At 38.7% G+C, this 21,260-nt stretch carries 21 protein-coding genes and 1 pseudogene; 15 read left to right on the plus strand and 7 right to left on the minus strand.

The features are described from left to right. The coding region (locus HMPREF2697_RS08635) for a KAP family P-loop NTPase fold protein (RefSeq protein ID WP_218969901.1) at positions 1-1,502 on the plus strand (1,502 nt) is incomplete at its 5' end. A gap of 47 nt (positions 1,503-1,549) precedes the next feature. Continuing rightward, positions 1,550-1,786, plus strand: a pseudogene (locus tag HMPREF2697_RS08640) (hypothetical protein); the annotation flags it as partial. Between the two features lie 39 nt (positions 1,787-1,825). Here HMPREF2697_RS08640 and HMPREF2697_RS08645 read toward each other — a convergent pair. Together HMPREF2697_RS08645 and lysS are read right to left on the minus strand one after the other, a co-directional pair. Beyond that, a complete protein-coding gene (locus HMPREF2697_RS08645) occupies positions 1,826-2,188 on the minus strand; it encodes a DUF7832 domain-containing protein (protein ID WP_142350088.1) in 363 nt (120 codons plus the stop codon). A gap of 235 nt (positions 2,189-2,423) precedes the next feature. Then, the gene (gene lysS, locus HMPREF2697_RS08650) at positions 2,424-3,914 is read right to left on the minus strand and encodes a lysine--tRNA ligase (protein WP_070850408.1); all 1,491 of its coding nucleotides are present in this window, start codon (positions 3,912-3,914) and stop codon (positions 2,424-2,426) included. A gap of 227 nt (positions 3,915-4,141) precedes the next feature. Between lysS and HMPREF2697_RS08655 the strand changes: the two genes are divergently transcribed. From HMPREF2697_RS08655 to HMPREF2697_RS08665, 3 genes are all read left to right on the plus strand, one after another. Further along, complete coding sequence (locus tag HMPREF2697_RS08655) at positions 4,142-5,449, plus strand: LysM peptidoglycan-binding domain-containing protein (RefSeq protein ID WP_070850410.1); 1,308 nt, start codon at positions 4,142-4,144, stop codon at positions 5,447-5,449. Between the two features lie 13 nt (positions 5,450-5,462). Then, positions 5,463-5,942: a hypothetical protein gene (locus HMPREF2697_RS08660; RefSeq protein ID WP_004182767.1), complete on the plus strand. Its 480-nt coding sequence runs from the start codon at positions 5,463-5,465 to the stop codon at positions 5,940-5,942. Between the two features lie 320 nt (positions 5,943-6,262). After that, the gene (locus HMPREF2697_RS08665; RefSeq protein WP_070850412.1) at positions 6,263-7,165 is read left to right on the plus strand and encodes an HAD family hydrolase; all 903 of its coding nucleotides are present in this window, start codon (positions 6,263-6,265) and stop codon (positions 7,163-7,165) included. Between the two features lie 149 nt (positions 7,166-7,314). On the opposite strand, the gene HMPREF2697_RS08670 is transcribed toward HMPREF2697_RS08665, so the two are convergent. The 4 genes from HMPREF2697_RS08670 to HMPREF2697_RS08685 all read right to left on the minus strand — a co-directional run bounded on the left by HMPREF2697_RS08670 (position 7,315) and on the right by HMPREF2697_RS08685 (position 10,024). Beyond that, complete coding sequence (locus HMPREF2697_RS08670) at positions 7,315-7,953, minus strand: histidine phosphatase family protein (protein WP_013990825.1); 639 nt, start codon at positions 7,951-7,953, stop codon at positions 7,315-7,317. Positions 7,954-7,955: 2 nt separating this feature from the next. After that, positions 7,956-8,429, minus strand: a complete 474-nt coding sequence (locus HMPREF2697_RS08675; RefSeq protein ID WP_013990824.1) for an aminoacyl-tRNA deacylase — start codon at positions 8,427-8,429, stop codon at positions 7,956-7,958. 112 nt (positions 8,430-8,541) lie between these two features. After that, positions 8,542-9,444: a glycoside hydrolase family 25 protein gene (locus HMPREF2697_RS08680; RefSeq protein WP_045768904.1), complete on the minus strand. Its 903-nt coding sequence runs from the start codon at positions 9,442-9,444 to the stop codon at positions 8,542-8,544. 190 nt (positions 9,445-9,634) lie between these two features. After that, positions 9,635-10,024, minus strand: coding sequence for a sodium transporter (locus HMPREF2697_RS08685; protein ID WP_070850435.1), 390 nt, complete (start codon positions 10,022-10,024; stop codon positions 9,635-9,637). 151 nt (positions 10,025-10,175) lie between these two features. Here HMPREF2697_RS08685 and HMPREF2697_RS08690 point away from each other — a divergent pair, with 151 nt between their 5' ends. Next, complete coding sequence (locus HMPREF2697_RS08690; RefSeq protein WP_045768903.1) at positions 10,176-11,018, plus strand: Cof-type HAD-IIB family hydrolase; 843 nt, start codon at positions 10,176-10,178, stop codon at positions 11,016-11,018. Between the two features lie 36 nt (positions 11,019-11,054). Here the strand turns inward: HMPREF2697_RS08690 and HMPREF2697_RS08695 are convergent, their stop codons facing one another. Further along, complete coding sequence (locus HMPREF2697_RS08695; protein WP_045768902.1) at positions 11,055-11,681, minus strand: Pr6Pr family membrane protein; 627 nt, start codon at positions 11,679-11,681, stop codon at positions 11,055-11,057. A gap of 109 nt (positions 11,682-11,790) precedes the next feature. Between HMPREF2697_RS08695 and HMPREF2697_RS08700 the strand changes: the two genes are divergently transcribed. The 9 genes from HMPREF2697_RS08700 to HMPREF2697_RS08735 form a co-directional block, all read left to right on the plus strand. Then, positions 11,791-12,948, plus strand: coding sequence for an Mbeg1-like protein (locus HMPREF2697_RS08700; protein WP_045768901.1), 1,158 nt, complete (start codon positions 11,791-11,793; stop codon positions 12,946-12,948). A gap of 31 nt (positions 12,949-12,979) precedes the next feature. Further along, a complete protein-coding gene (locus tag HMPREF2697_RS08705; RefSeq protein WP_070850414.1) occupies positions 12,980-13,747 on the plus strand; it encodes an SDR family NAD(P)-dependent oxidoreductase in 768 nt (255 codons plus the stop codon). A gap of 9 nt (positions 13,748-13,756) precedes the next feature. Then, positions 13,757-13,888, plus strand: coding sequence for a hypothetical protein (locus HMPREF2697_RS10730; protein WP_257375248.1), 132 nt, complete (start codon positions 13,757-13,759; stop codon positions 13,886-13,888). A 116-nt stretch (positions 13,889-14,004) separates the two neighbouring features. Then, on the plus strand, positions 14,005-14,334 hold the full coding sequence (locus HMPREF2697_RS08710) for a nucleotide pyrophosphohydrolase (RefSeq protein ID WP_070846935.1): 330 nt from the start codon (positions 14,005-14,007) through the stop codon (positions 14,332-14,334). 9 nt (positions 14,335-14,343) lie between these two features. Then, a complete protein-coding gene (locus tag HMPREF2697_RS08715) occupies positions 14,344-16,038 on the plus strand; it encodes a DUF2075 domain-containing protein (protein WP_070846936.1) in 1,695 nt (564 codons plus the stop codon). Between the two features lie 205 nt (positions 16,039-16,243). Continuing rightward, positions 16,244-16,582, plus strand: coding sequence for a type II toxin-antitoxin system RelE/ParE family toxin (locus HMPREF2697_RS08720; protein WP_070850416.1), 339 nt, complete (start codon positions 16,244-16,246; stop codon positions 16,580-16,582). After that, positions 16,575-17,660, plus strand: a complete 1,086-nt coding sequence (locus HMPREF2697_RS08725; protein ID WP_070850418.1) for a HigA family addiction module antitoxin — start codon at positions 16,575-16,577, stop codon at positions 17,658-17,660. The genes HMPREF2697_RS08720 and HMPREF2697_RS08725 overlap by 8 nt, the downstream gene beginning before the upstream one ends. An 84-nt stretch (positions 17,661-17,744) precedes the next feature. Continuing rightward, positions 17,745-18,632 carry an Rpn family recombination-promoting nuclease/putative transposase gene (locus HMPREF2697_RS08730; RefSeq protein WP_070850420.1) on the plus strand — a complete coding sequence of 296 codons (888 nt, stop codon included), beginning with the start codon at positions 17,745-17,747 and terminating at the stop codon, positions 18,630-18,632. Between the two features lie 530 nt (positions 18,633-19,162). Then, a partial coding sequence (locus HMPREF2697_RS08735) for a YSIRK-type signal peptide-containing protein (RefSeq protein ID WP_070850422.1) occupies positions 19,163-21,260 on the plus strand: 2,098 nt, incomplete at its 3' end.

Below are 21,260 nucleotides of genomic sequence, written 5' to 3' on the forward strand. Positions count from 1 at the left end.
CGAGTATGATGAGACAGGTTCAAGAAAAGCTTAATAAAAACTGTAAAACAATTTGGTTTAATACATGGCAGTTTTCACAGTTCAATCTAACCCCGTACTTGTCCGTTCAATTTTTATCTGCTTTAGTAAAAGAAATTGAAAGCAAAGATGAGAGTAAAGAACTATATAATCAGGCAATTAAAGTTTTGAAGACGATTTCATCATTGACAAAAATAATTGACTTAAAAGGAATTTTTGGAAAAGTAGGTATAAATTATGATGAATTGTCAGGGTTGATTAACCCTGACATACCTAACAATGAGGAACTCATCTTACAAGATTTAAAGAAAGATTTTGAAAATTTAATTTCTAATTTCTGTAAAGAAGAAGAGAGACTAGTTGTTTTTATTGATGATTTAGATCGTATTTCACCGAAATATGCAGTTGAACTCTTAGAAATAATGAAGTTATTTCTAGATTCTGAAAAGTGTGTTTTTGTTATTGCTATAGATGAGTCAATTGTTAAACAAGGTTTAAGAGAGAAATATTCAGAAATTTCTGATGTGAAACAGGAAAATTTCTTCGAAAAGATTATTCAGGTCCCATTTAATGTGCCATATTCAAACTACAATCTAAACAATTACATTAGATCTCAATTAGAAGCGATTAAAGTTAATTTAGAGAGCGAAGGATTGAATAAAATTGAGGAGGCGATAAAGGTTGCAATAGGATCAACACCACGAACAATAAATCGAATAATTAATCTGTATAGTCTTTCAGAAACAATTTTAAGTTCTGAAGGAGAGAAAAAGGATGAGAAGAAAAAGGATGAGAAGAAAAAGGATGAGAAGAAAATGTTAGATCTTTCGTTAATGTATCTAACTATTTTACGGTGTGCATTTCCTGAGGAATATAGAAAATTAGATGAATCGAGAAGTTCGTATATTGATAAACTCATTGGTTCCGATCAAGATGAAAACCAAGACGATGAATTTAAAAGGTTTGCAAAAATTTTAAAAGATTTTATAAAAGAAAATGAGGAGAAAAATAGACAGAATATTGAGAATAGATTAAATGTAACATCTGTGTTTACAATTAATAAAGGAGATGATAGTAAACTTATTGATTTACAAGAAGAGTTTTGGAAAGAATTTGTGAAAAATTTCAATATTGAGGATTTTCCTGATTATAAATTTGGTAGAATTGGAAAACGTAATTTACTCTACATAAATAGTAAGATTGATTCTCGGATTATTGAGATGTATCTAAATAGAAAGTCACTAAGAATTAATTTTGGTACCTATAGAAAAAAGAATGGAAGTACAGAAATCGAAAAATTATTGGAAGAGCATGAACCTGATTTCATAGATTCTTCCTCGGATAAAATAAATAATACAAATTCTTTTGCATACTATATTAAAGACGATACAATGGGACTAGATTTATCAGAGAGGGAAGATATAGAGTTGTGGTTTGCTGAAAAAATAAAAAGTTGTATAAATTATCTTGATAATTTGACTTAAAATATATTCATTTTCTTCCAAACCACTTTTACTAGATTAAGTGTAAAGTTATCTTTATCATTAACGTGCAGATGAATCAGCCAGATAACCTACCTGTCAACTATATGGAGCGCCTTAAAAATCCTGGAATGACGGGAGATTACATCGGCCTCTGGAAGTCTCGCTCGCATGAAGAAAACAAAGCATGGATTTATCCTGCGAAACAATACGCTATCTATGGGGTAGTAGCCCTTGCTTGTTTGTCAGCTTGGGTCACAGCCTCAAAAGCAAAATTTTGGAAATAAGAAAATGCTTCTCTCGAGATGAGAGAAGCGTTTTTCATATTAATTGATGTGAGTTTTATATTGACTGAACATCTCGTCGATATCATCTTCAACCGAGTGATAGATTTCCCAACTAAATTCAGTTCTAGCAACATCATCAACCAAGACGGTATAACAGAAATCCATATAATCTTCATAAAAATCAGAGATGAAGGGGAGGAGTGTGTCACTAATATCAGATGAATAGAGTTTTTCATCAAGATGTTTAAAGAGATAGTCTGTACCCGTAATCGTTTCATTCTTGAGTTTTTGTGCATCTTCTTGGTTAAAGCCATCGCTTTGGGGATTCAGAAAATCATGTTTTGCTAGCCAAGCTACGAAGACACTGAGATGAAAGGCAGCTCTTTTGCTAATCTCTAGCATATCTGATTTGCTTAGTTTTTCTGACGGTATATCATTTTCTTCACAATAAAATACAAGTGCATGATCGAAAAAATAATCTGCGCGGTCTATGGGAAAGTCTAATTGGCTTTCTTCTCTCTTTGTCTCAGGCTGTTCAATTACAGTTGATTTTTTCTTAAAAAGGGACTTCAATTTTTTAAACACGTTTATACCTCATATAAAAATATCCCATTATTCAAATAATGGGATATGATTATTATTTCATCGTTGGGAACAACAAGACATCACGGATAGTTGTTGTATCAGTGAGGAGCATGCAGAGACGGTCGATACCGATTCCGAGTCCCCCTGTTGGTGGCATACCGTATTCGAGGGCTTCAACGTAGTCGTAGTCGATGCCTGTTGCTTCGTCGTCCCCGAGTTCTTTAGCAGCAGCTTGTGCTTCGAAACGTGACAATTGATCGATTGGGTCGTTCAACTCAGAATAGGCATTTCCGTATTCTTTGGTCATGATGAAGAGTTCGAAACGGTCAGTGAAGCGAGGGTCTTCTGGGTTTTTCTTAGCCAATGGAGACACAGCAACTGGGTGACCGTAAACGAATGTTGGTTGAATCAATGTTTCTTCAACGAATTCTTCGAAGAAGGCGTTGATGATGTGACCAACTTCAGTGTAGTGTTTTTCAACTGGAACGTTCTTTTCAGCAGCAATAGCTTTGGCTTCATCCAAAGTCATGTCTTGCCAGAAGTCAACGCCAGTGATTTCCTTAATGGCATCCACCATGTGAACACGTTTGAATGGTTCATTGATCTTGATTTCAGTTCCTTGGTAGTTGATAGGACCATCTCCTTTGACAGCTTTTGCAGCATGCTGGATAATACCTTCTGTTAAATCCATAATATCATGGAAATCAGCATAGGCTTGGTAAACCTCAATCATAGTAAATTCAGGATTATGAGTTGCATCCATTCCTTCGTTACGGAAGATACGGCCAATCTCATAGACGCGTTCCATACCACCGACAATTAGACGTTTGAGATGAAGTTCTAGAGCTATTCGAAGCACCATATCAATATTTTGAGCATTGTGGTGAGTGATGAAAGGTTTGGCAGCAGCCCCACCGGCCTCGTTGTGAAGTACAGGTGTTTCCACTTCAAGGAATCCTTGACCATCTAAATAACGACGGATTTCAGAAATGATTTTTGAACGTGTGACAAAGCGGTCAAAGCTTTCACGGTTAGAAATCAAATCGAGGTAACGTTTACGGTAGATTGTTTCAACGTCTGAAAGTCCGTGGAATTTCTCAGGCAATGGACGAAGGGCTTTAGACAAGTGTGTGATATGAGTAGCTTTAATAGAAAGTTCTCCCATATCTGTACGCATAACTTCACCTTCGATACCGAGGAAGTCACCAAGGTCAGCTTTCTTGAAGATTTCGTAGTTTTCTTCACCGACAGCATCTTTACGCACGTAGATTTGGATTTGACCATCGCGGTCTTGGATGTGGGCGAAGCCAACTTTACCTTTTCCACGTTTAGTCATCAAACGACCTGCGATAGTAGCAGTTTCGTTGATTTCGTGCAATTCTTCTTTTGTTTTGTCAGCGTATTTTTCTTTTAATTGACCAGATGTAGCTGTGCGTTCGAATCGCTTACCAAAAGGATCGATTCCTTGTTCAGCCAAAGCCGCCATTTTTTCACGACGGACAATCTGTTGATCGTTCAATTCTTCCATGTGTTGATTTGACATGTTAGTCCTCCATAAAATAGTCGTAATTATTGTATCATAAATCACCTTCTAAAGATAGGACAAATGATTAAATGTCAGATAAATAAAGCTAGGATTTGTCTATTTTTAGGACAAATTGTAAACTAGCATTAACCTTTGATTAGAAAGTTATAGAATTTATTGACAAATATAATAAAAAGGGTGTACAATAGCAAAGTAAGTTTCGTATGATATAAGGAGGAAATACGATGAAAAAGAAAAATTATGTTAGTAAAGCCGTGATGCTTGGCGCTTTACTAGCACCTATTGGGATGCCTACGGTATCTGTGTTAGCAGATAGCTTTTATCAAAATCAAACGAGTGCTCACGCTGCTGATATTACAAACTGGATTGCCAGCACACCTGAACAAATTACAAATAATTTGACAACTCAGAACATCAATCCACAGCAGTTAGATGGCCAACAGTACGTGATTCAATGGGGAGATACCTTGTGGGGAATCTCTCAAGCGACTGGAATTTCTATTGAAAAGTTAGCCTACGATAATAATATTCAGAATATTGATCTTATCTTCGCAGGTGATGTCCTCATCTTGAAACGTGATGGTGATGTCCCAGCAGGTTACCATGTCACTGGTAATGGTTACCGTTGTGCACATTCTAAGATTGTTATCAACAACTACTACGGTGATAACAACCGAGTGATTATCAATAACAGCACTTTTGTCTCTGATGACCATTCTAAGAATACAGTGATTTACGCTCCAGATAATTCTGACAATAGCGTTTCATTCTCAAATAGCACTACAAACAATAACAACGACAAAGATACTAAAGATTCTAAAGATGGCAAGGACTCTTCTTCATCATCATCTGAATCTAAAGATGCTTCATCAAGCTCAACAAGTGGATCTTCATCATCTTCTTCTGCATCAAGCTCAACAGCAAGCAGTAGTGAAAGCAAAGCAAGTACAGAAAGTTCTAAGGAAAAAGAATTGACTGATGATGCTTTCCAAGACAAGGTTCAAAGTGAATTCGAACAAGTTTACCAACAAAAACGTTCAGGTAGCCCTGCATGGACTTTCTTCTCACATGAAGGTGATAAGACTGGTGCAAATGCTGCTGCTAAGAAAGACACTGAAAGCAAAGCCCTTTACCTTCAAGGTGAAACACCTAAGGCTCAAGACATTGTTGATGGACCTAAAGATGGTGCCAAAACTGAAGCCAATGCCAAAGCTCTCGCTGAAAAGATTTATGACACTCTTAGCAATGGTGGTAAGCTGTCAGATCTTATCAAGGCAAAATATGCTCAAATTCAGGTAAGTTATAAGGGTGATAAGTGGGCTTTCAACGTTGATGTTTACAAGGAAAAAGAAAGTTCATCGTCAAGCACTGAAAAATCTTCAGAATCTAAGGCGTCATCAAGTGATGATTCTCAAACAGAAACACGCATGAGTTCAAGCTCATCAAGTGTTGAACGTTCGTCATCAAGTTCTTCAAGCCACACTGAAACAGACTCAGAGGCAAATTTCTCTGATCTAACTGGTGATGAATAGAGAGGGGCAAGACATGTCAAAGAGAAATATCATTATTAGTGTTGTTCTTGCTTGTCTCTTGGTTACGGGAGCTGGATTTGGTGCTTTCTATTACTGGGGAACACACCATTTGGATAGTGTTGTACCTGGAAAGGTTTACCAATACTCAAGTTCTCTAAACGGTGAGGTCAATAATCGTGTCATGTATGTAGCCTTCCAAGAAGGTGGTAACAAGGCACTTGTGAGTCAAGATCGTACGACAGTGGTTAATGCTGCTAAGAGTCAGACTGATTTTGACAAGGCCTATAATGACCAAACAGCTAAGTGGGAATACAGTGTGACAAAGACAACATTGACTCTTGGTAAAAAAGAGGACGATCAATTGTCACAATGGCAGTACAACAAGGTCTTTGCTTATGGTGACCACTTCACATCAAAAGATTTCTATTACCAGATCGCCAAGGGTGGTCAGGGTGAAGTCAAACAAAAAATGACCTTCAAAGAAATTAAATAAGTGTCTGAATATGACAAGATGCATTAGGTTTGGGACAGTATGTTCCAAACCTTTTTCTATCTTCAAAACACGAATAATCTTTCCTTAAGTGGGGTCGAAAATTGAAATAAGAGGGTAAAAACGGTATAATAAGACTGTTTGGGCAATTGTACTCTGATAAAAAACAGACGAGTAAGATTGCCCCAAGACAGTTGACTTAAAGCTTACTTCTGCAAGACTGTAGATTAAATTAGGAGCTGACTGATATTGTAGTTTAGTTGTTAGACCTCTTAATTTACCTAAGTCTATGACAAGAGAATGATATAAGAAAGAACGGACAGATGATTACCTCTATTGTTTTTGACGTTGACGATACTATTTACGACCAACAGGCACCTTATCGTATTGCCATGGAAAAATGTTTCCCTGACTTTGATATGAGTTACATGAATCAAGCCTACATTCGTTTCCGCCACTATTCTGATGTTGGTTTTCCACGTGTAATGGCAGGTGAGTGGACAACCGAGTATTTCCGTTTTTGGCGCTGTAAAGAGACCCTTTTGGAGTTTGGCTACCGTGAAATTGATGAAGAAACAGGTAACCATTTCCAAGAGGTTTACGAGCATGAATTGGAAAATATCACTATGCTTGATGAGATGCGCATGACCCTTGATTTCCTCAAGGAAAAAAATGTTCCTATGGGGATTATTACCAATGGACCAACAGAGCACCAACTTAAAAAGGTTAAGAAGTTGGGACTTTATGATTACGTTGATCCTAAGCGTGTCATCGTCAGTCAGGCGACAGGTTTCCAAAAGCCTGAGAAGGAAATCTTCAATCTCGCAGCTGAGCAATTTGACATGAATCCATCGACGACGCTCTACGTTGGAGATTCTTATGACAATGATGTCATGGGTGCCTTCAATGGTGGCTGGCACTCAATGTGGTTTAACCACCGTGGCCGTAGCCTTAAACCAGGTACTAAGCCAGTCTTCGACTTGGAAATCGATAGTTTTGAGCAACTCTTTGGAGCGGTGAAAGTCCTTTTCGACCTTCCAAATAATAAATATATCTTTGATATCAATGATAATGAAAATCCAGTCCTTCAACTAGGTATCAATAATGGTCTTATGATGGCGGCTGAACGTCTTCTTGAGAGCAATATGAGTATTGATAAAGTGGTTATCCTTCTTCGTTTGAATGCTAATCAGGAAAAAATCCTTCGTATGAAATATGGAAGATAAATAGAGCGGCCTCGTGTGGCCGTTTTATTTATCAAGAGGGAGGAAATAATAGAAGTGAAGCTCTTGAAGTAGTAGGCTTTAAGGGTTTTTTGAGTGCTAAAAAGCGACCCTTGATCAGGATCGCTTGTCTTATGAAGTCAGTCGATGATTTAGCTAATCTTGTTTTGTTCATCCATATAGGACGTATCATTCCAACATTTAAGAGTGAAGTGCTCGAAATCGTTGGTTTCGAGAATAGTGACAGAAGCATTGTCAAGACCTCCTGCTTTACGAAGAAGACCAGGTTCAAAACCAAGGAGGGTACGGATAGAAGCTGTTAAGTTAGCTCCGTGACCGACAATGAGGACATTTTTAGCATCACTGTCTTTAAGTGTTTTGACAAATTCGGCCACACGTTTTGTTGTTTTGTAGACAGATTCCGCTTGGAAGTCCTTAGCACGGAAATTGGCTAGATTGTTACGGAAGGCATCCATTTCTTTTGGATAGATGGCTTGGATAAGGGAAATCTTTTGCCCCTCTAGTTTACCTAGTTGCCATTCACGCAAAGTTTTAGTGTAGGTAACTTTAGCTTTAGGTTTTTGAGACTCCATGATGAGCTCTGTAGTTTTTTTAGCACGAGGTAGGTCACTTGAGAAGACCAAGTCAAAATGAGTGTCACTGAGGTAGTGACCTAGCTCACGTACTTGTTCGATAGATTCTTTAAGTAAAGGCGAGTCTCCCTTGGCACCTTGAAGTCGGCCTTCCAAGTTCCACTCAGTTTTACCGTGACGTACAAAATACAGTTTCATGATTACTCCTTAATATCAGCAAATTCAGCATTAACAAAATCAGCAAGTTCTTGACTATTGATACGAATAGAACGCCCAATTTCCCCCGCTGAGACAATGAGGAAGCCAGCATCTTGGGCAGAATGATCGATGTAAATAGGAAAATTATGTTTTTGGCGAATTCCCACAGGATTGTTAGCCCCGTGAACATAGCCAGTTGTTTTTTGGAGATCCTTTTGTGGAATCATTTGAACCTTCTTGTTCCCTGAAATTTTAGCTAATTTCTTTTCAGACAGGTGTTCGGTGATAGGGACAATGCCGATGACAGGCCCTGTCTTATCTCCCTTAAGGGCGAGGGTTTTATAAATGCTCTCACGCGCCACATCTTCTGGAAGCTCCCCCTCTAAACCATTGAAGGATAAGCTATCATGGTCAATCTTAGCTTTATCAAGAATTTGGTCAACCAGGGTCTTCTTGACTTTGCCTTTCTTAGCCATTGTCATATCTCCTTTTAAAGTTATTCATTTCTACCATCCATTATAACATATTCGTCCGAACAAGCCTAAACCAATTTGACAAGAAGAAAACCAGTGCTTTAGACACTGGTTTTTACTGACTACTAGATGAACTTGTCGAAGTAGTCTTCTTATTTTTAGTTGGTTTTTGCTTAATCTTACCAAAGAGTTTTTCAAAGGTTTTACGTTTGTTTTTCTCGGGATTGATTTGGCTAAGATCTAGAATATTATCGAATCCAGGAAGACTTCCTTGTGAGGTATACTGATGTAGATCATAGTCAATATCAGTGTTTGGCAAAGTCTCATAGTAACCAGAGTCAGTACCGTAGGCGGGAATCCAAACAGCATCGAAGTTTCTGGTTGAAACCTCTTGCTCAAGCATGAAATAAGCACCGATATAGAGACCGACTTTATCAGCTCCTAGACGTTTGAGCTCAGCTAGAAAAGCTTGGACACCTTCCTCCATATTAGGCATGGTTTCCTCTTCAACGTCAATCCAGTAATAGGTAGGTTTGTATGGAGAAGCATTTTTGTAGAAAATACGAGCCTCCTCCTTCATCTCCTTGACAGAAGCACCTTGAGCGTAGGAATAGACGGCAACTGGAACATCACGTTTTTGGAGTTCTTTGATATGTTTTTTAAAAGATTTGTCAACCCCATTCGAACTAGCGGCATTGCTATCCTTACTAATCTGTGATCCGCCAAAGACACGGATAATAGCACCAGAAATATGATTTGACAAGACATCGTAATCGATATCCTGAGGTAGTTGCCACCCCGAAAGGTCGATAATGGGATTGAGTTTCAGCTCCTCGTCGGAACTACTAGATGTACTACTGGTTGTTGTTTTCGGTGTAGTAGCAGAAGGAATAGCAGATTTCACGTTTTGGAGATGCGCCTGCTGTTTGGACGTATTGTGAATATTTGCAATAACTAATGCTAATCCTAAAAGAGCTAGAACCACGTAAACAACGATCGGTTTTATTCTTTTTCTCATTACTCCCATTTTACCTTAAATAGCGCAAAAATGCAAAATAGAGTGTTTATAAATTCTGTGAGAGATATTAAAGTGACTGATTTCCAAAAAGCCTTTGTAGTGCTGACTTAGGCACATTTTATGAATAAGGGTGTTTTGAGCTAGTCTTGAATTAAGTGAATTTTTCATTTATTAAAGCAAGAAATTTAGCTTAAAAGTCAGTTTCTTCCTTGAAACTAGCGCCACTAGTGGCATCAGACCAGGCGACAAGGGCTTGAGCAGAGTTATTCAGATAGGTCTTGAGAGGTTGCTTCAAATCATAAACGGTCTCCCAAAATCCAAGGACCTTTCCTTCTTGGTCTATGGCAGCTTGGTAGGTCTGGATCAGGACTTGATCAAAACTATCTGTTGGAATCTGATAACTTCTTTCTTTTGTAGGAGATGCTAGAACTTCAGACATGATCCAGTCAGGCAGATTTTCATCCTCACGGGGAAAGAAACTACCATCAGCGCCACCATTGTCATAGAGAAAGTTTCCTTGGGCATCATAGGCGGCTAATTTATAAGGCAGGTGATTCAGTAAAGTTTTTAAATCGTTCATACTTTCATGATAGCTTCTTTCATGGGAAATGGCAATGTATTGGATTGGAGACAAGACTATCATAGGATAGTATCAGTTTGTCCGAGGATAGTAGTATCTCTTACAACCGTATCAGGGTATAATAAAATAAAAGAAGACTCGAGGTGAAAACATGTCAAAACTTATTTTTTTAGATGTTGATGGGACATTGGTGGATTATCATAACCGCATTCCAGAGTCAGCAGTAAAGGCAATTCGTCAGGCGCGTGAAAAGGGGCATCTGGTATATGTTTGTACTGGCCGTAGCAAGGCAGAAATGCAACCTGAATTATGGGAAATTGGCTTGGATGGGATGATTGGTGGCAATGGCTCTTATGTAGAGCATCATGGCCAAGTCCTCATGCATCAGCTGATTTCCAAGGAAGATGCAGCAAAGATTGTGGATTGGCTGACAGAGTGCCATCTGGCCTTTTATCTGGAGAGCAATAACGGTCTCTTTGCTAGTCCTGATTTTCGGGAGCGGGCGCGTGAGACACTAAAGACTTACGCTATTCAAAAGGGGCAATCTGCAGAGTCTGTTGAGGGTAAGGAACCAGAAGATTTCATTCATGGCCTCCAGTATGGTGGGGAACTCTACCGTGACGACCTAAACAAGGTCAGTTTCGTTTTGGAGTCCTATCAGGATCACTTGGATTCCAAAGAAGCTTTTCCACAGCTTGAAGCCCATACTTGGGGTGGTCGAGGTGAAACAGCCTTGTTTGGTGATTTGGGTGTTAAGGATATTAACAAGGCCCATGCCATTGATGTTCTTTTGGAATATTTGGGTGCTATGCGTTCGGACACCATTGCTTTCGGAGATGCCAAGATTGATATCCCTATGTTGGAATACTGTGAGATTGGCGTTGCCATGGGAAATGGTGGGCCAGAAATCTTGGCTATGGCAGATCTAGTCACAGACGATGTTGAAGCTGATGGCTTGTACAAAGCTTTTGATAAATTGGGCTTGTTGCAATAGAAAAACTGAGTTACCTAGGGTAGCTCAGTTCGTGTTTTATGCCGGTTTACGACCGATAAATTTTTTCAAGAGATATAAGAGATAGCCAACAGCGATATACCCAGCACTGATGACTAGGACATTTACCAAGACCTTGTTCCAACCAAATTTATTGACATTGATAAAGAAGTAGGCGAAGGGGCTATCTTTGGCACCTGGAATTGGGAGTTTTAGTACCAAGCCATTTAGAAGGGCAAAGGCAAAGTAAGACAGAGGGACCACGGACCAGTAAATTGGCTCACGTAGACGGTAGGCCTTCTTAGCATCGAAAATGAGGGTATCAAGCACCAATCCCCAAGGCACAATATAGTGGACCAAGAAGTTACGGAGGGTCCAGAATTTCTCAGGCTCTGTAATAGGTGCCAAGAGGATATGATAGATGACTCCAGTGATGAGGATAGCCATGGTTACGCCACCCTTGTAACGCAAGAGTTTGGTATTAGTCGTCGCATCCTCTTTTTTGAAGTCATAGATGATAAAGAAAATCAAACTAGAAAAGACAAGGATATTGGACAAAACAGTGTAATAGAGCAACATGCCCCAACCATCATCAAGGATTTGGATAGAGACTCCTACCAGTCCACAGAGAGCTAGTAAGATACGGTAAAATCGTGAAACAGTCATAAGCTTCCTTTTCCTAATAAATAATCTCTCTTATCATATCACATTTTTCACTAACAATTTATTGAAAATTCTAGTAAAATCAAAGTAAGAAAGACTTTAAGGAGTAATGATGTCCAATTTAATCGATTATCTTGAAAAGGTTAAGGATTTGCCTTTCGACAAAGAGCCTCTTAATATTTTGGATAAGGTTTGCATCAATGAGATTGGTTACCTGACTTATGAAAAATGGCTCACGGCAAGTGATTTGAAGGAAACCATCAATCTACATGACTATGCTGAAGGGAAGGACCTAAATCCCGATTATACCTTCATGGTGACTAAGGAACGTGTCGATTTGGCTGAAGCCATGGTCAGGTCTAGGCGTTTCACTGGACTTAATCTAAGTGACTACTGTAGTGTCTTGGACAAGGAAGTCGAAAAACAGTTTGCGGCTATGATTTTCAGCCTGCCTGAGTTGGACTACCAGCAGATTGTCTTTCGTGGGACAGATGATAGCGTCATTGGGTGGAAGGAGGATTTTCAGTTGACCTACAGTCGGGAAATTCCTGCGCATCGCTCAGCCATGGCCTTTCTGGAGAAGCACTTGTCAAACCTCAGTGGTCATATCGTTGTTTCTGGACACTCCAAGGGTGGCAATCTTGCCCTCTATTCGGCTGTTCAGAGTTCGACTGTCTTGCGTGAGCAAATAGCAGAGCTCTTGCTTCTTGATTCTCCGGGCTTGATGAAGTCCCTCTTAGAGAAGCCTTCTTACCAAGAGTTGAAACCCAAGATGACGGTTATCAGACCTCAAGAATCAGTTGTGGGAGTTATGCTCTACTGGGACAAAACCGCAAAGCTCGTAGCAGCAGATGGCATAGGCATCGCTCAACACAATGTCTTGCTTTGGCAGGTTGACTTGGAAACAAATGATTTTGTTTATGAGGACCAGCCGACGGACTTGAGTCAACGCTTAAAAGAGACCTTCCAAGAATGGATTGAGACCTTGCCAAATCAAGAACTCAAGCAGGTTTGTGACTTGTTCTTTGATACCATTCTTGATTCTGGAATTGAAAGTCTGGATGATATTGGGATAAAAACTCTCCCTAAGCTAGGCCAGATGTTGCAAGAATTTGGCAATCTCTCGGACCAACAAAAGAAAGTGCTGCAGGATGGTTTCAACCAGTTACTCTGGATATTTTGGAAGTCGGGAAATAGGAAATCTAACCTGCCCAAACTTGAACTTCCTGATTTTATCAAGAAGTTGAGTGAATTAACCAACAACGATTAGAGACAGCGGAACCATAGAAGTGGAGGATTTTATGTCTAAAAACGTACTTATTACAGGAGCAACATCAGGAATTGGCGAAGCAACAGCGCGTGCCTTTGCCAAAGAGGGAGAAAATCTCATCCTAACCGGTCGCCGTGTGGAGCGTTTAGAAGCTCTAAAAGAAGAGCTCCAAGCAACCTATCCAAATCAAAAAGTTTGGACCTTTGCCCTGGATGTCACAGATATGGCCATGGTCAAGGATGTTTGCCAAGCCATTCTCAAAAGCGTGGGGCAAGTCCATGTCTTGGTCAATAATGCAGGTCTGGCACTAGGTCTAACAGCTTATCAAGACTATGAGGAGTGGGACATGCTGACCATGCTCGACACCAATGTCAAGGGCTTGATGATGGTGACACGTCAGATCTTGCCAAGCATGGTTGCTGCCAATGAGGGCCATATCATCAATATGGGCTCTACGGCGGGCATCTATGCCTATGCAGGTGCTGCCGTGTATTCAGCAACCAAGGCTGCAGTAAAAACTTTCAGTGATGGCTTGCGTATCGATACCATTGCCACAGATATCAAGGTGACAACCATTCAGCCTGGTATCGTTGAGACCGACTTTTCTCAAGTTAGCTTTCACGGTGACAAGGACAAGGCGGCGAAAGTTTATCAAGGGTTAGAAGCCCTCCAAGCTCAAGATATTGCGGACGCAGTTCTCTATGTCACCAAGCAACCACGACGCGTCCAAATTTCAGACATGACCATCATGGCAAACCAACAAGCCACAGGGTTTACCATTCATAGGGAGGAAGACTAGGAGGAGCTTATGAAGAATCAGACTAATCCAGCCATCGGCAGTAGCTGGGAAGACTTGCAAACAAAACTCTTTAGCAAGGAAGAGATTGAAGCCAGTTACCAAAGAGTAGAAAAACTCATTCAGGAAAAAATGGGTAAATAAATGATAAAAACATGACCTTCGGGCTGTGTTTTTTTTGTTGGAATTTTCCCAAAACTATGAAAGAACCCGTGAAAATGCTATAATGTAAGGGATTACGACAGTTTTGAGGTAACAAGATGAAGGAATTAATGAATAAAATCAATCAATTTAGAGATGATAGAGATTGGCGTAAATTTCATAATGAAAAGGATTTAGCTATCTCCATATCACTAGAAGCAAGTGAACTTCTTGAGTTGTTCCAATGGAAAAAATCAGAAGAAGTAGTAGCGAGCTCACTTAAAGAAATTAAGGAAGAACTTGCTGATGTATTGATTTATTCTTTGATGATGGCAGATAATTTGAATTTAGATGTTGAAGATATTATTAAAAGTAAACTTGATTTGAACGAACAGAAATATCCTGTTGAGAAAAGTCGAGGAAGTAATAAAAAGTATAATGAGTTGTAGTGGTGGAAGATGGACATAGAATTATATTTTGAAGATAAAAGCTTTATTGAGCAGAATTTCGAATTGAAAGAATTTAATCTAATTTCAACGAGTTACATTAAAGATTATCCAATATTATATATTTTGTATAGGGATAAATCCGAAGCTTATATTGGTCAGACGACGAATGCAAGAAATCGTATGAAGAACCACTTAAAGAATCCAGTTAGACGAAAACTTAAGAGGGTTCTATTAATAGGGCATGATAAATTTAATCAGTCTGCAACATATAACATTGAGACTAATCTAATTAACTATTTTTTGGCAGATGGAATTTTTAAATTACAAAATAAAAGTCAAGTTTCTTCTAATCAGGTAATTCATAACTACTATCAGAAGCAATATTATAATGAAGAGGTCTTTCAAAAACTTTGGGACAAGTTAAGGCAAAAAGGTCTCGCTAGGAATAGCAGTGATGTTATTCAAAATAAAGATGTGTATAAACTTTCACCTTTTCATCAATTATCAGATAGTCAATATGGAGTTAAAGAACAAATCATTGATTATTGTCGTAGAAATTTGAAAAAACTAAAAGAAGGTGAACACAAAGTTTTCTTAGTTAAAGGAGAGGCTGGTACAGGAAAGAGTGTTGTATTGTCTTCTCTATATAATGATCTTTGTAATTTATCAAGTGATAAAGATGAAGGAGATAAAGAGTCAGGATTATATAAAACAGTTAATCGTTTATTGGTGAATCATTCGGAGGTTTTAAAAACCTATCAAACTATGTCCAAAAGTTTGCCTAATATGAAGAAAAAAGACATTATGAAACCAACATCCTTCATTAATAGTGTTGATAAGGAGAAAATTACCAAGAGTGATATAACATTAGTAGATGAGGCCCATTTACTTTTAACTAGTAGAGATGCGTATAATGGGTTTCATTATGAAAATCAGTTAGAAGAAATTATTAAACGATCAAAGATTACTATTGTTATTTTCGATCCTAAGCAGGTTTTAAAATTGAAATCCTATTGGGATGAAGAGACAATGGATAGCATTATGTCTAAATATGATACTGAAACTCTATACTTAAAGGAACAGTTTCGAATGAATGCTTCAGATGAAATTATTGAATGGATTGATAATTTTGTTGAAAAGACAATACTACCCTTGCCTAAATCAACAGAAACTTTTGATTTTCAAATTTGTAAGTCTTCTCAAGAACTTTTTGATAAAATTACAGAGTTAAATAAAAAAGATAACTTATCTCGGTTGGTAGCTACATTTGATTTTACTCATAAGAAAGATGGAGAAGAGTACTACGTAGATGAAGAGGGAATTAATTTACCTTGGAATCTTGCGACTAAAGGTGTTTGGGCCGAAGATCCTGAGACGTTAAAACAAGTTGGGTCAATTTATACTGTTCAAGGATTTGACCTAAATAATGTAGGTGTTATTCTTGGTCCATCTGTTAGTCTTGATGAGAAAACAAACTCCATAAAAATTTTACAACATGAATACAAGGATAAAGGAGCCTTTCAAATTCCGCAAGAATTTGAAAAGAATTTTTCTAGAGAAAATGCAGATTCCTACAAAGAAGAAATAGTATTAAATTCAATTAATATTCTTATGAAAAGAGCTATAAAAGGCTTATATATATATGCTATTGATAGTAAACTTAACGACTATTTACTGAAATTGAAAAGAGATATGAAATTATAGAATTAATTTACTTAGTACACTTCATGGAACAACACAAGAAGCAGACGAAGAACTCAAGGCTTTTGTGGAAGCATTTAAGGGGTAGTTTATTAGTTAAATGATAAAAGAAGGATCAGTCAAATGAAGTTTTGACTGGTCTTTTTTCTATGAATTTGATAATATTAAATTACCAAAAAGGTAATTTAAATCGAACAGAAAGGAATTTATGAAGCTTATCTATACAAATAAAACTGTTGAGAAACAGTGCACTGAGCTGAGGCAAGCGAAAAAGGATTTTTCGGATAAGGTTGCATTAAAGTTGCATCAGTTGATTAACCTTTTGGAAGCATCGGATTCTTTGGCTAGTGTGACGGCTTTTCCTAAGTATCATTTTCACCAATTAAAGGGAAAGAGAAATGGACAGTTTGCTTTAGATATAGATGGTCGAAGGAGTTCCTATCGTTTGATTGTAGGATTTCGTGAGGAAGATCTTGAGAAGGTATTTTCTAGTCCGGTAGAAATCGAAATCTTGAAAATAGAGGAGGTTAGCAATCATTATGGGTAAAAAAGTGGTTGAGTACAAAGACCTGGTTGCTTTTCATCCGGGTCAGTATGTTGAAGACTTAATTGAGGACTATAACGTAACTCAGAAAGAATTTGCGGAGCGTTTGGGAGTCTCTGCCAAGACTGTCAGCAAGCTAGTTAATGCTGAGGAGTCTATTAGTAAGGAGACAGCTCATAAGTTAGCCAAGTTAAGTGGTGTTTCTATGCAGACTTGGCTTAACCTTCAAAACATTTATGATGTGAAAGTGGCTGAAATTATAGAACAAAGAGAGTTTGATCAGGGGCGCGAGAAGGAAATCTGTGAGATGATTGACTTCAAGTATTTTAAACAAAAAGGCTACGTTCCAGAGAAGCGCTATAGTATCGGTGAAAAGATTACAGAGCTTCGGAAGATTCTGGAGGTATCGAGTTTAGAATATCTCGTGACTTTTAACCATTTAGTGAGTTATCGTAATACACGTGATTTTACCGAAAAGAGTATCGTTAATTCCAATATCATGTTAGAGTTAGCATCAAAAAAAGCTCGTAATAAAACGACCACGAAGCTTAATCGCAGAAAGTTAGAGAAAAGTTTACCAACATTGAGAGAATTGACGAGACAAGATCCAAAGGATTTTGCTCAAGAGTTGACCGATATCTTGCTAGAGTGTGGGGTTGTCTTAGTGGGACTTCCTGCTTTAGCAAATGCCAATTTAAATGGTGCAACAAAGAAGTTTGGAAACGGTAGTGTCTTGTTGTTATTAACAGATCGTAATAAAGCATCAGATATTTTTTGGTTTTCAATTTTCCATGAGATTGGACATATTCTGCAGAATGACTTTTCGTCTGATGATGGAGGTAGCGACTCTTATCGACGCTCTGAGGAACTAGCAGACCAGTTTGCGAAAGATTTACTAATTGACCCTCAAGACTATCAAAGATTTATAGATAAAGCTTGCTTTGATAAACAAGCGATTAAGAAATTTGCTGATGAGATTGGTATTCATCCAAGCATTGTTTTAGGTCGCTTGCAGAATGATGAGTATTTGGGTTATGATCAATTTAGAGACTTGAAAGTGAACTATTATTTAGTTTCTTAATGGATCTTATAGTGCAATCAAAGGCTTTTTCCGAATAATAGAAGTAGAGGGGCCAACCCTCTATTTTTTATTAAGGAGAAGTAGATGGAAAAAAGACATAAGCATGTCTCACCGACCTTGGATATTATGGCTAAGAAGATTTTCAGCCTGCCTGAGGTGACGGTGGCATTTATTCGAGATATTTTGGATTTGGATGTTGTGGATGCTCAGATTTTGGAGGGGACACAGCTTCATAAAAAGGACTTTGACGAGGATGAGCTCTTTTCAACGTCGGTGGATGTTCGAGCCAAGTTGAATGATGGAACGGAGGTTATCATTGAGATTCAGGTGCGTAAGCAGCATTATTTTCTCAATCGTTTTCATTATTATTTGGCTAATCAGCTGGTGGAAAATGTACAACAATTACGCCAACAAGGGCAGACGCATAAGATGTATGAGCAGATGGAGCCGGTCTATGGTATAGCTATCTTGGAGAAGACCTTGTTGCCAGATGAGGAGTCCCCGATTAATACTTATTGGATGGCCAATAGTCGGACGGGGAGGCCTTTGAATGCTTACTATAAGGATGGGAAACAGCAGAACCTTCTTCAGATTGCCTTTTTAGAGTTGGATAAGTATAATAAAGGTAAGCATATTACGGATGAAGGGCGGCAGTGGCTAGAGTTCTTTGGGAATCTTCCATTTTCCAAGGCACCTAGTCAAGCGGTCACGCATGCCGATTCATTACTGGATTCATCCAGCTGGACACAGGAGGAAAAGGCGATGATTGATGAACGCATACGTATTCAAGAAAATTATGATATGACCATGGAAACAGCAATTGATGAAGCACGTGAAGAAGGCTTGGAACGAGGTCGTCATGAGGAGCGCTTAGAGTTGATTCGTAAGATGCTCTCAAAAGGTCTATCTCTAGAAGTAGTATCAGATGTGACTGGTCTGTCGCTTGAAGAACTAGAGGCAATGTTATCGTAAAATCTAGTTAGGTTAGTTATTTTTTTGAAAAATCAGAGACAGATTATTGTCTCTTTTTTTATTTTTGGGTGTTTAACATTTGTAATACTAAAACATTCGGAAAATAATACTTTGAAGCGTAAAATTAAAAAAGACTGTCAAACGTTTGACAGAAATCTGAGAAAACAGATTTAAAACATTTTGATTGTTTTGGCTGATAACTCTTGCTAAATAAGCCTTTATGGAAATTCATAGTTTTTTCTTTCTTACACGTGAAAGAAATCACCTTTTTGTGCGACATTTTTAGACTATAATTTAGAGATGAATGACTGAACTTTCTAATATGACAATTTTGTTAAGGCCTTGTTAAAATGGATAGCCTAGCCTTTTTTTTTACTTTTTCATCCCTTATAATTTACTTTGGTTTGTTTTTAATAAGAAAAAAACAGCATTATTAACAATCTTTAATATGAGGGAAACTTTATTTTCTTTCAAAGGACGGCTTGGTCCTAAAATAGAGAGATTGTGAAAAAAGTATCAGGAGAATAGACTTGTTTAAAGAAAGAAAAACGAAACCAAAGTACAGCATCCGTAAATATTCTATTGGGGCAGCGTCAGCCTTGATTGGCTTTATGGCTCTTGCCAATGGGCAAGCAGCTCAGGCTGATGAGGCACAATCGATTAGTGATTTGACTGATGCCTCAAATCAGGCACAGACACCTCAAACAGCCTCAACGGCACAATTGGCGACTTCCGAACCAGCATCAGTTGAGCCAGTACAAGCGTCACAGCCTACCAATATTATGCCAGCTCAGCCACAGGTTACCACTGTTCAAGCAGCTGAACAGACTCCGACCATTGATCGATTGGTTGAGACAAGCAACCCTCAAACTCAAGAAATTTCAGCAAATGTCTTAACCAATGCGACTGAGGACCAAGGTCAAGTCAAGGAGTACAGCACAGATGGTTACGGTGCAAAAATGCCTTATACGACTCATGAGGCAGAAAATGCAAGTGTTGAAAATGGTGCTACAATCCAGCAGTCAACGGACATGGAATCTACGGCTGTGGAAGCGACTAACCAAACTTATGTTGAACTTCCTAAAAAGGATGCGGCAGTTACTTTCAATGTCACTGAGCCAGCCAATGCTTTGAATGTGCGTTATACAATACCTGATGGTGCATCAGGTCAGTTGGATGTGCAGGTCAATGGTTCAAGCGTTGGTAATCTTGATTTGTCATCTCACTCAGCATGGCAGTACCTTAAAGGGGACCATGAGTATGATCAAGCCATTGATGGTTCAAGTGCACGTTTTCGTTTTGATGAGACACGTCTTCTCCTCAAGGATATCCAATTGAAATCTGGAGATAGGATTTCTCTAGTTAAGAAGAAAGATGACAATGTCCCTTACGGTATTGACTTTATTGAGCTTGAACAGGCTCCAGCGCCTGTTGCCCAAGGTGAAAATAGTATCAGTATCGTGGATAAGGGTGCATCTGCCAATGATGATAGTGATGACACTGCTGCCCTACTTGCGGCTGTGGAAGAAGCTAAAGCCAGCGGAAAATCTGTCTATATTCCAGAAGGACGTTTCAATTTTGATAAACAAGTTAATATCGAAGCTGATAATCTAAAAATCTCAGGTGCCGGTGTTTGGCATACGCAACTACACTTTACAAGTGACAAACGCTATGGTGGTGGTATTGTCTTCGGTCATAATAGTAATGGCATTGAGTTGAGCAATCTTTACATGGATTCCAACTTGACGTCTCGTTATAACGAGGATGCACAGTACAAGGCTATTTCGGGAACACTTGGTAAGGATTCGAAAATTCACGACATCTGGGTTCAGCATTTCGAAGTCGGTATGTGGATTGGAGACTACGACCAGACGGGGAATATGAAGTATACGGATGGTCTTGTCGTTGAAAATGCTCGTATCCGTAATAACTTGGCTGATGGTATTAACTTTGCCCAAGGGACCAAGAATTCAACAGTTAAAAACTCTAATATCCGTGGGAATGGTGATGATGGTTTAGCTATCTGGTCAAGTATTTCAAATGGGACAAATGCAGCAGCTGAGGAAAATAATAAATTCCTTAACAACACCATTGAATCAGGCTGGCGTGCGGCTGGTATCGGTATTTTTGGTGGTAAGGGGCATGAAATTTCAGGAAACCTCATCAAGGATGTCTTTGCTGGAGCAGGTATCCGTGTAAACACTGTCTTTGCAGGCCACAATTTTGACCTCAATGATTCTGGAATTAAGATTCATGACAATACCATTCTACGTTCAGGGACAACTAATGACCTCTATAAGCTCCATCGTGGTGCCATTGATTTCCAACAAGTTCGTGGAACAATCAAGAATGTCGATGTCTACAATAATAAACTATTGAATACCTTGGCTGATTCAGTGATTACCAAAAACTTTGAGATGGGTGACAATGGTAATGGAGAAATCCGTTTATCTAATAATACGATTGACAATAAGGCGACGATTGTTGGGGCTGTCTCAGCAGTTTCTCCAACAAAAACTGAACCAAAACCTGTCAATAATCCAGTCTCAGAGACTTCAGTTTCCGAGTCACCAAAGAGTGAGGTAAGTTCATCAGCCCCAGTTTCCGAGACTTCTAACAGTGAAGTGA

The organism is Streptococcus sp. HMSC064D12 (assembly GCF_001837205.1).
Lineage (GTDB): Bacteria > Bacillota > Bacilli > Lactobacillales > Streptococcaceae > Streptococcus > Streptococcus salivarius_D.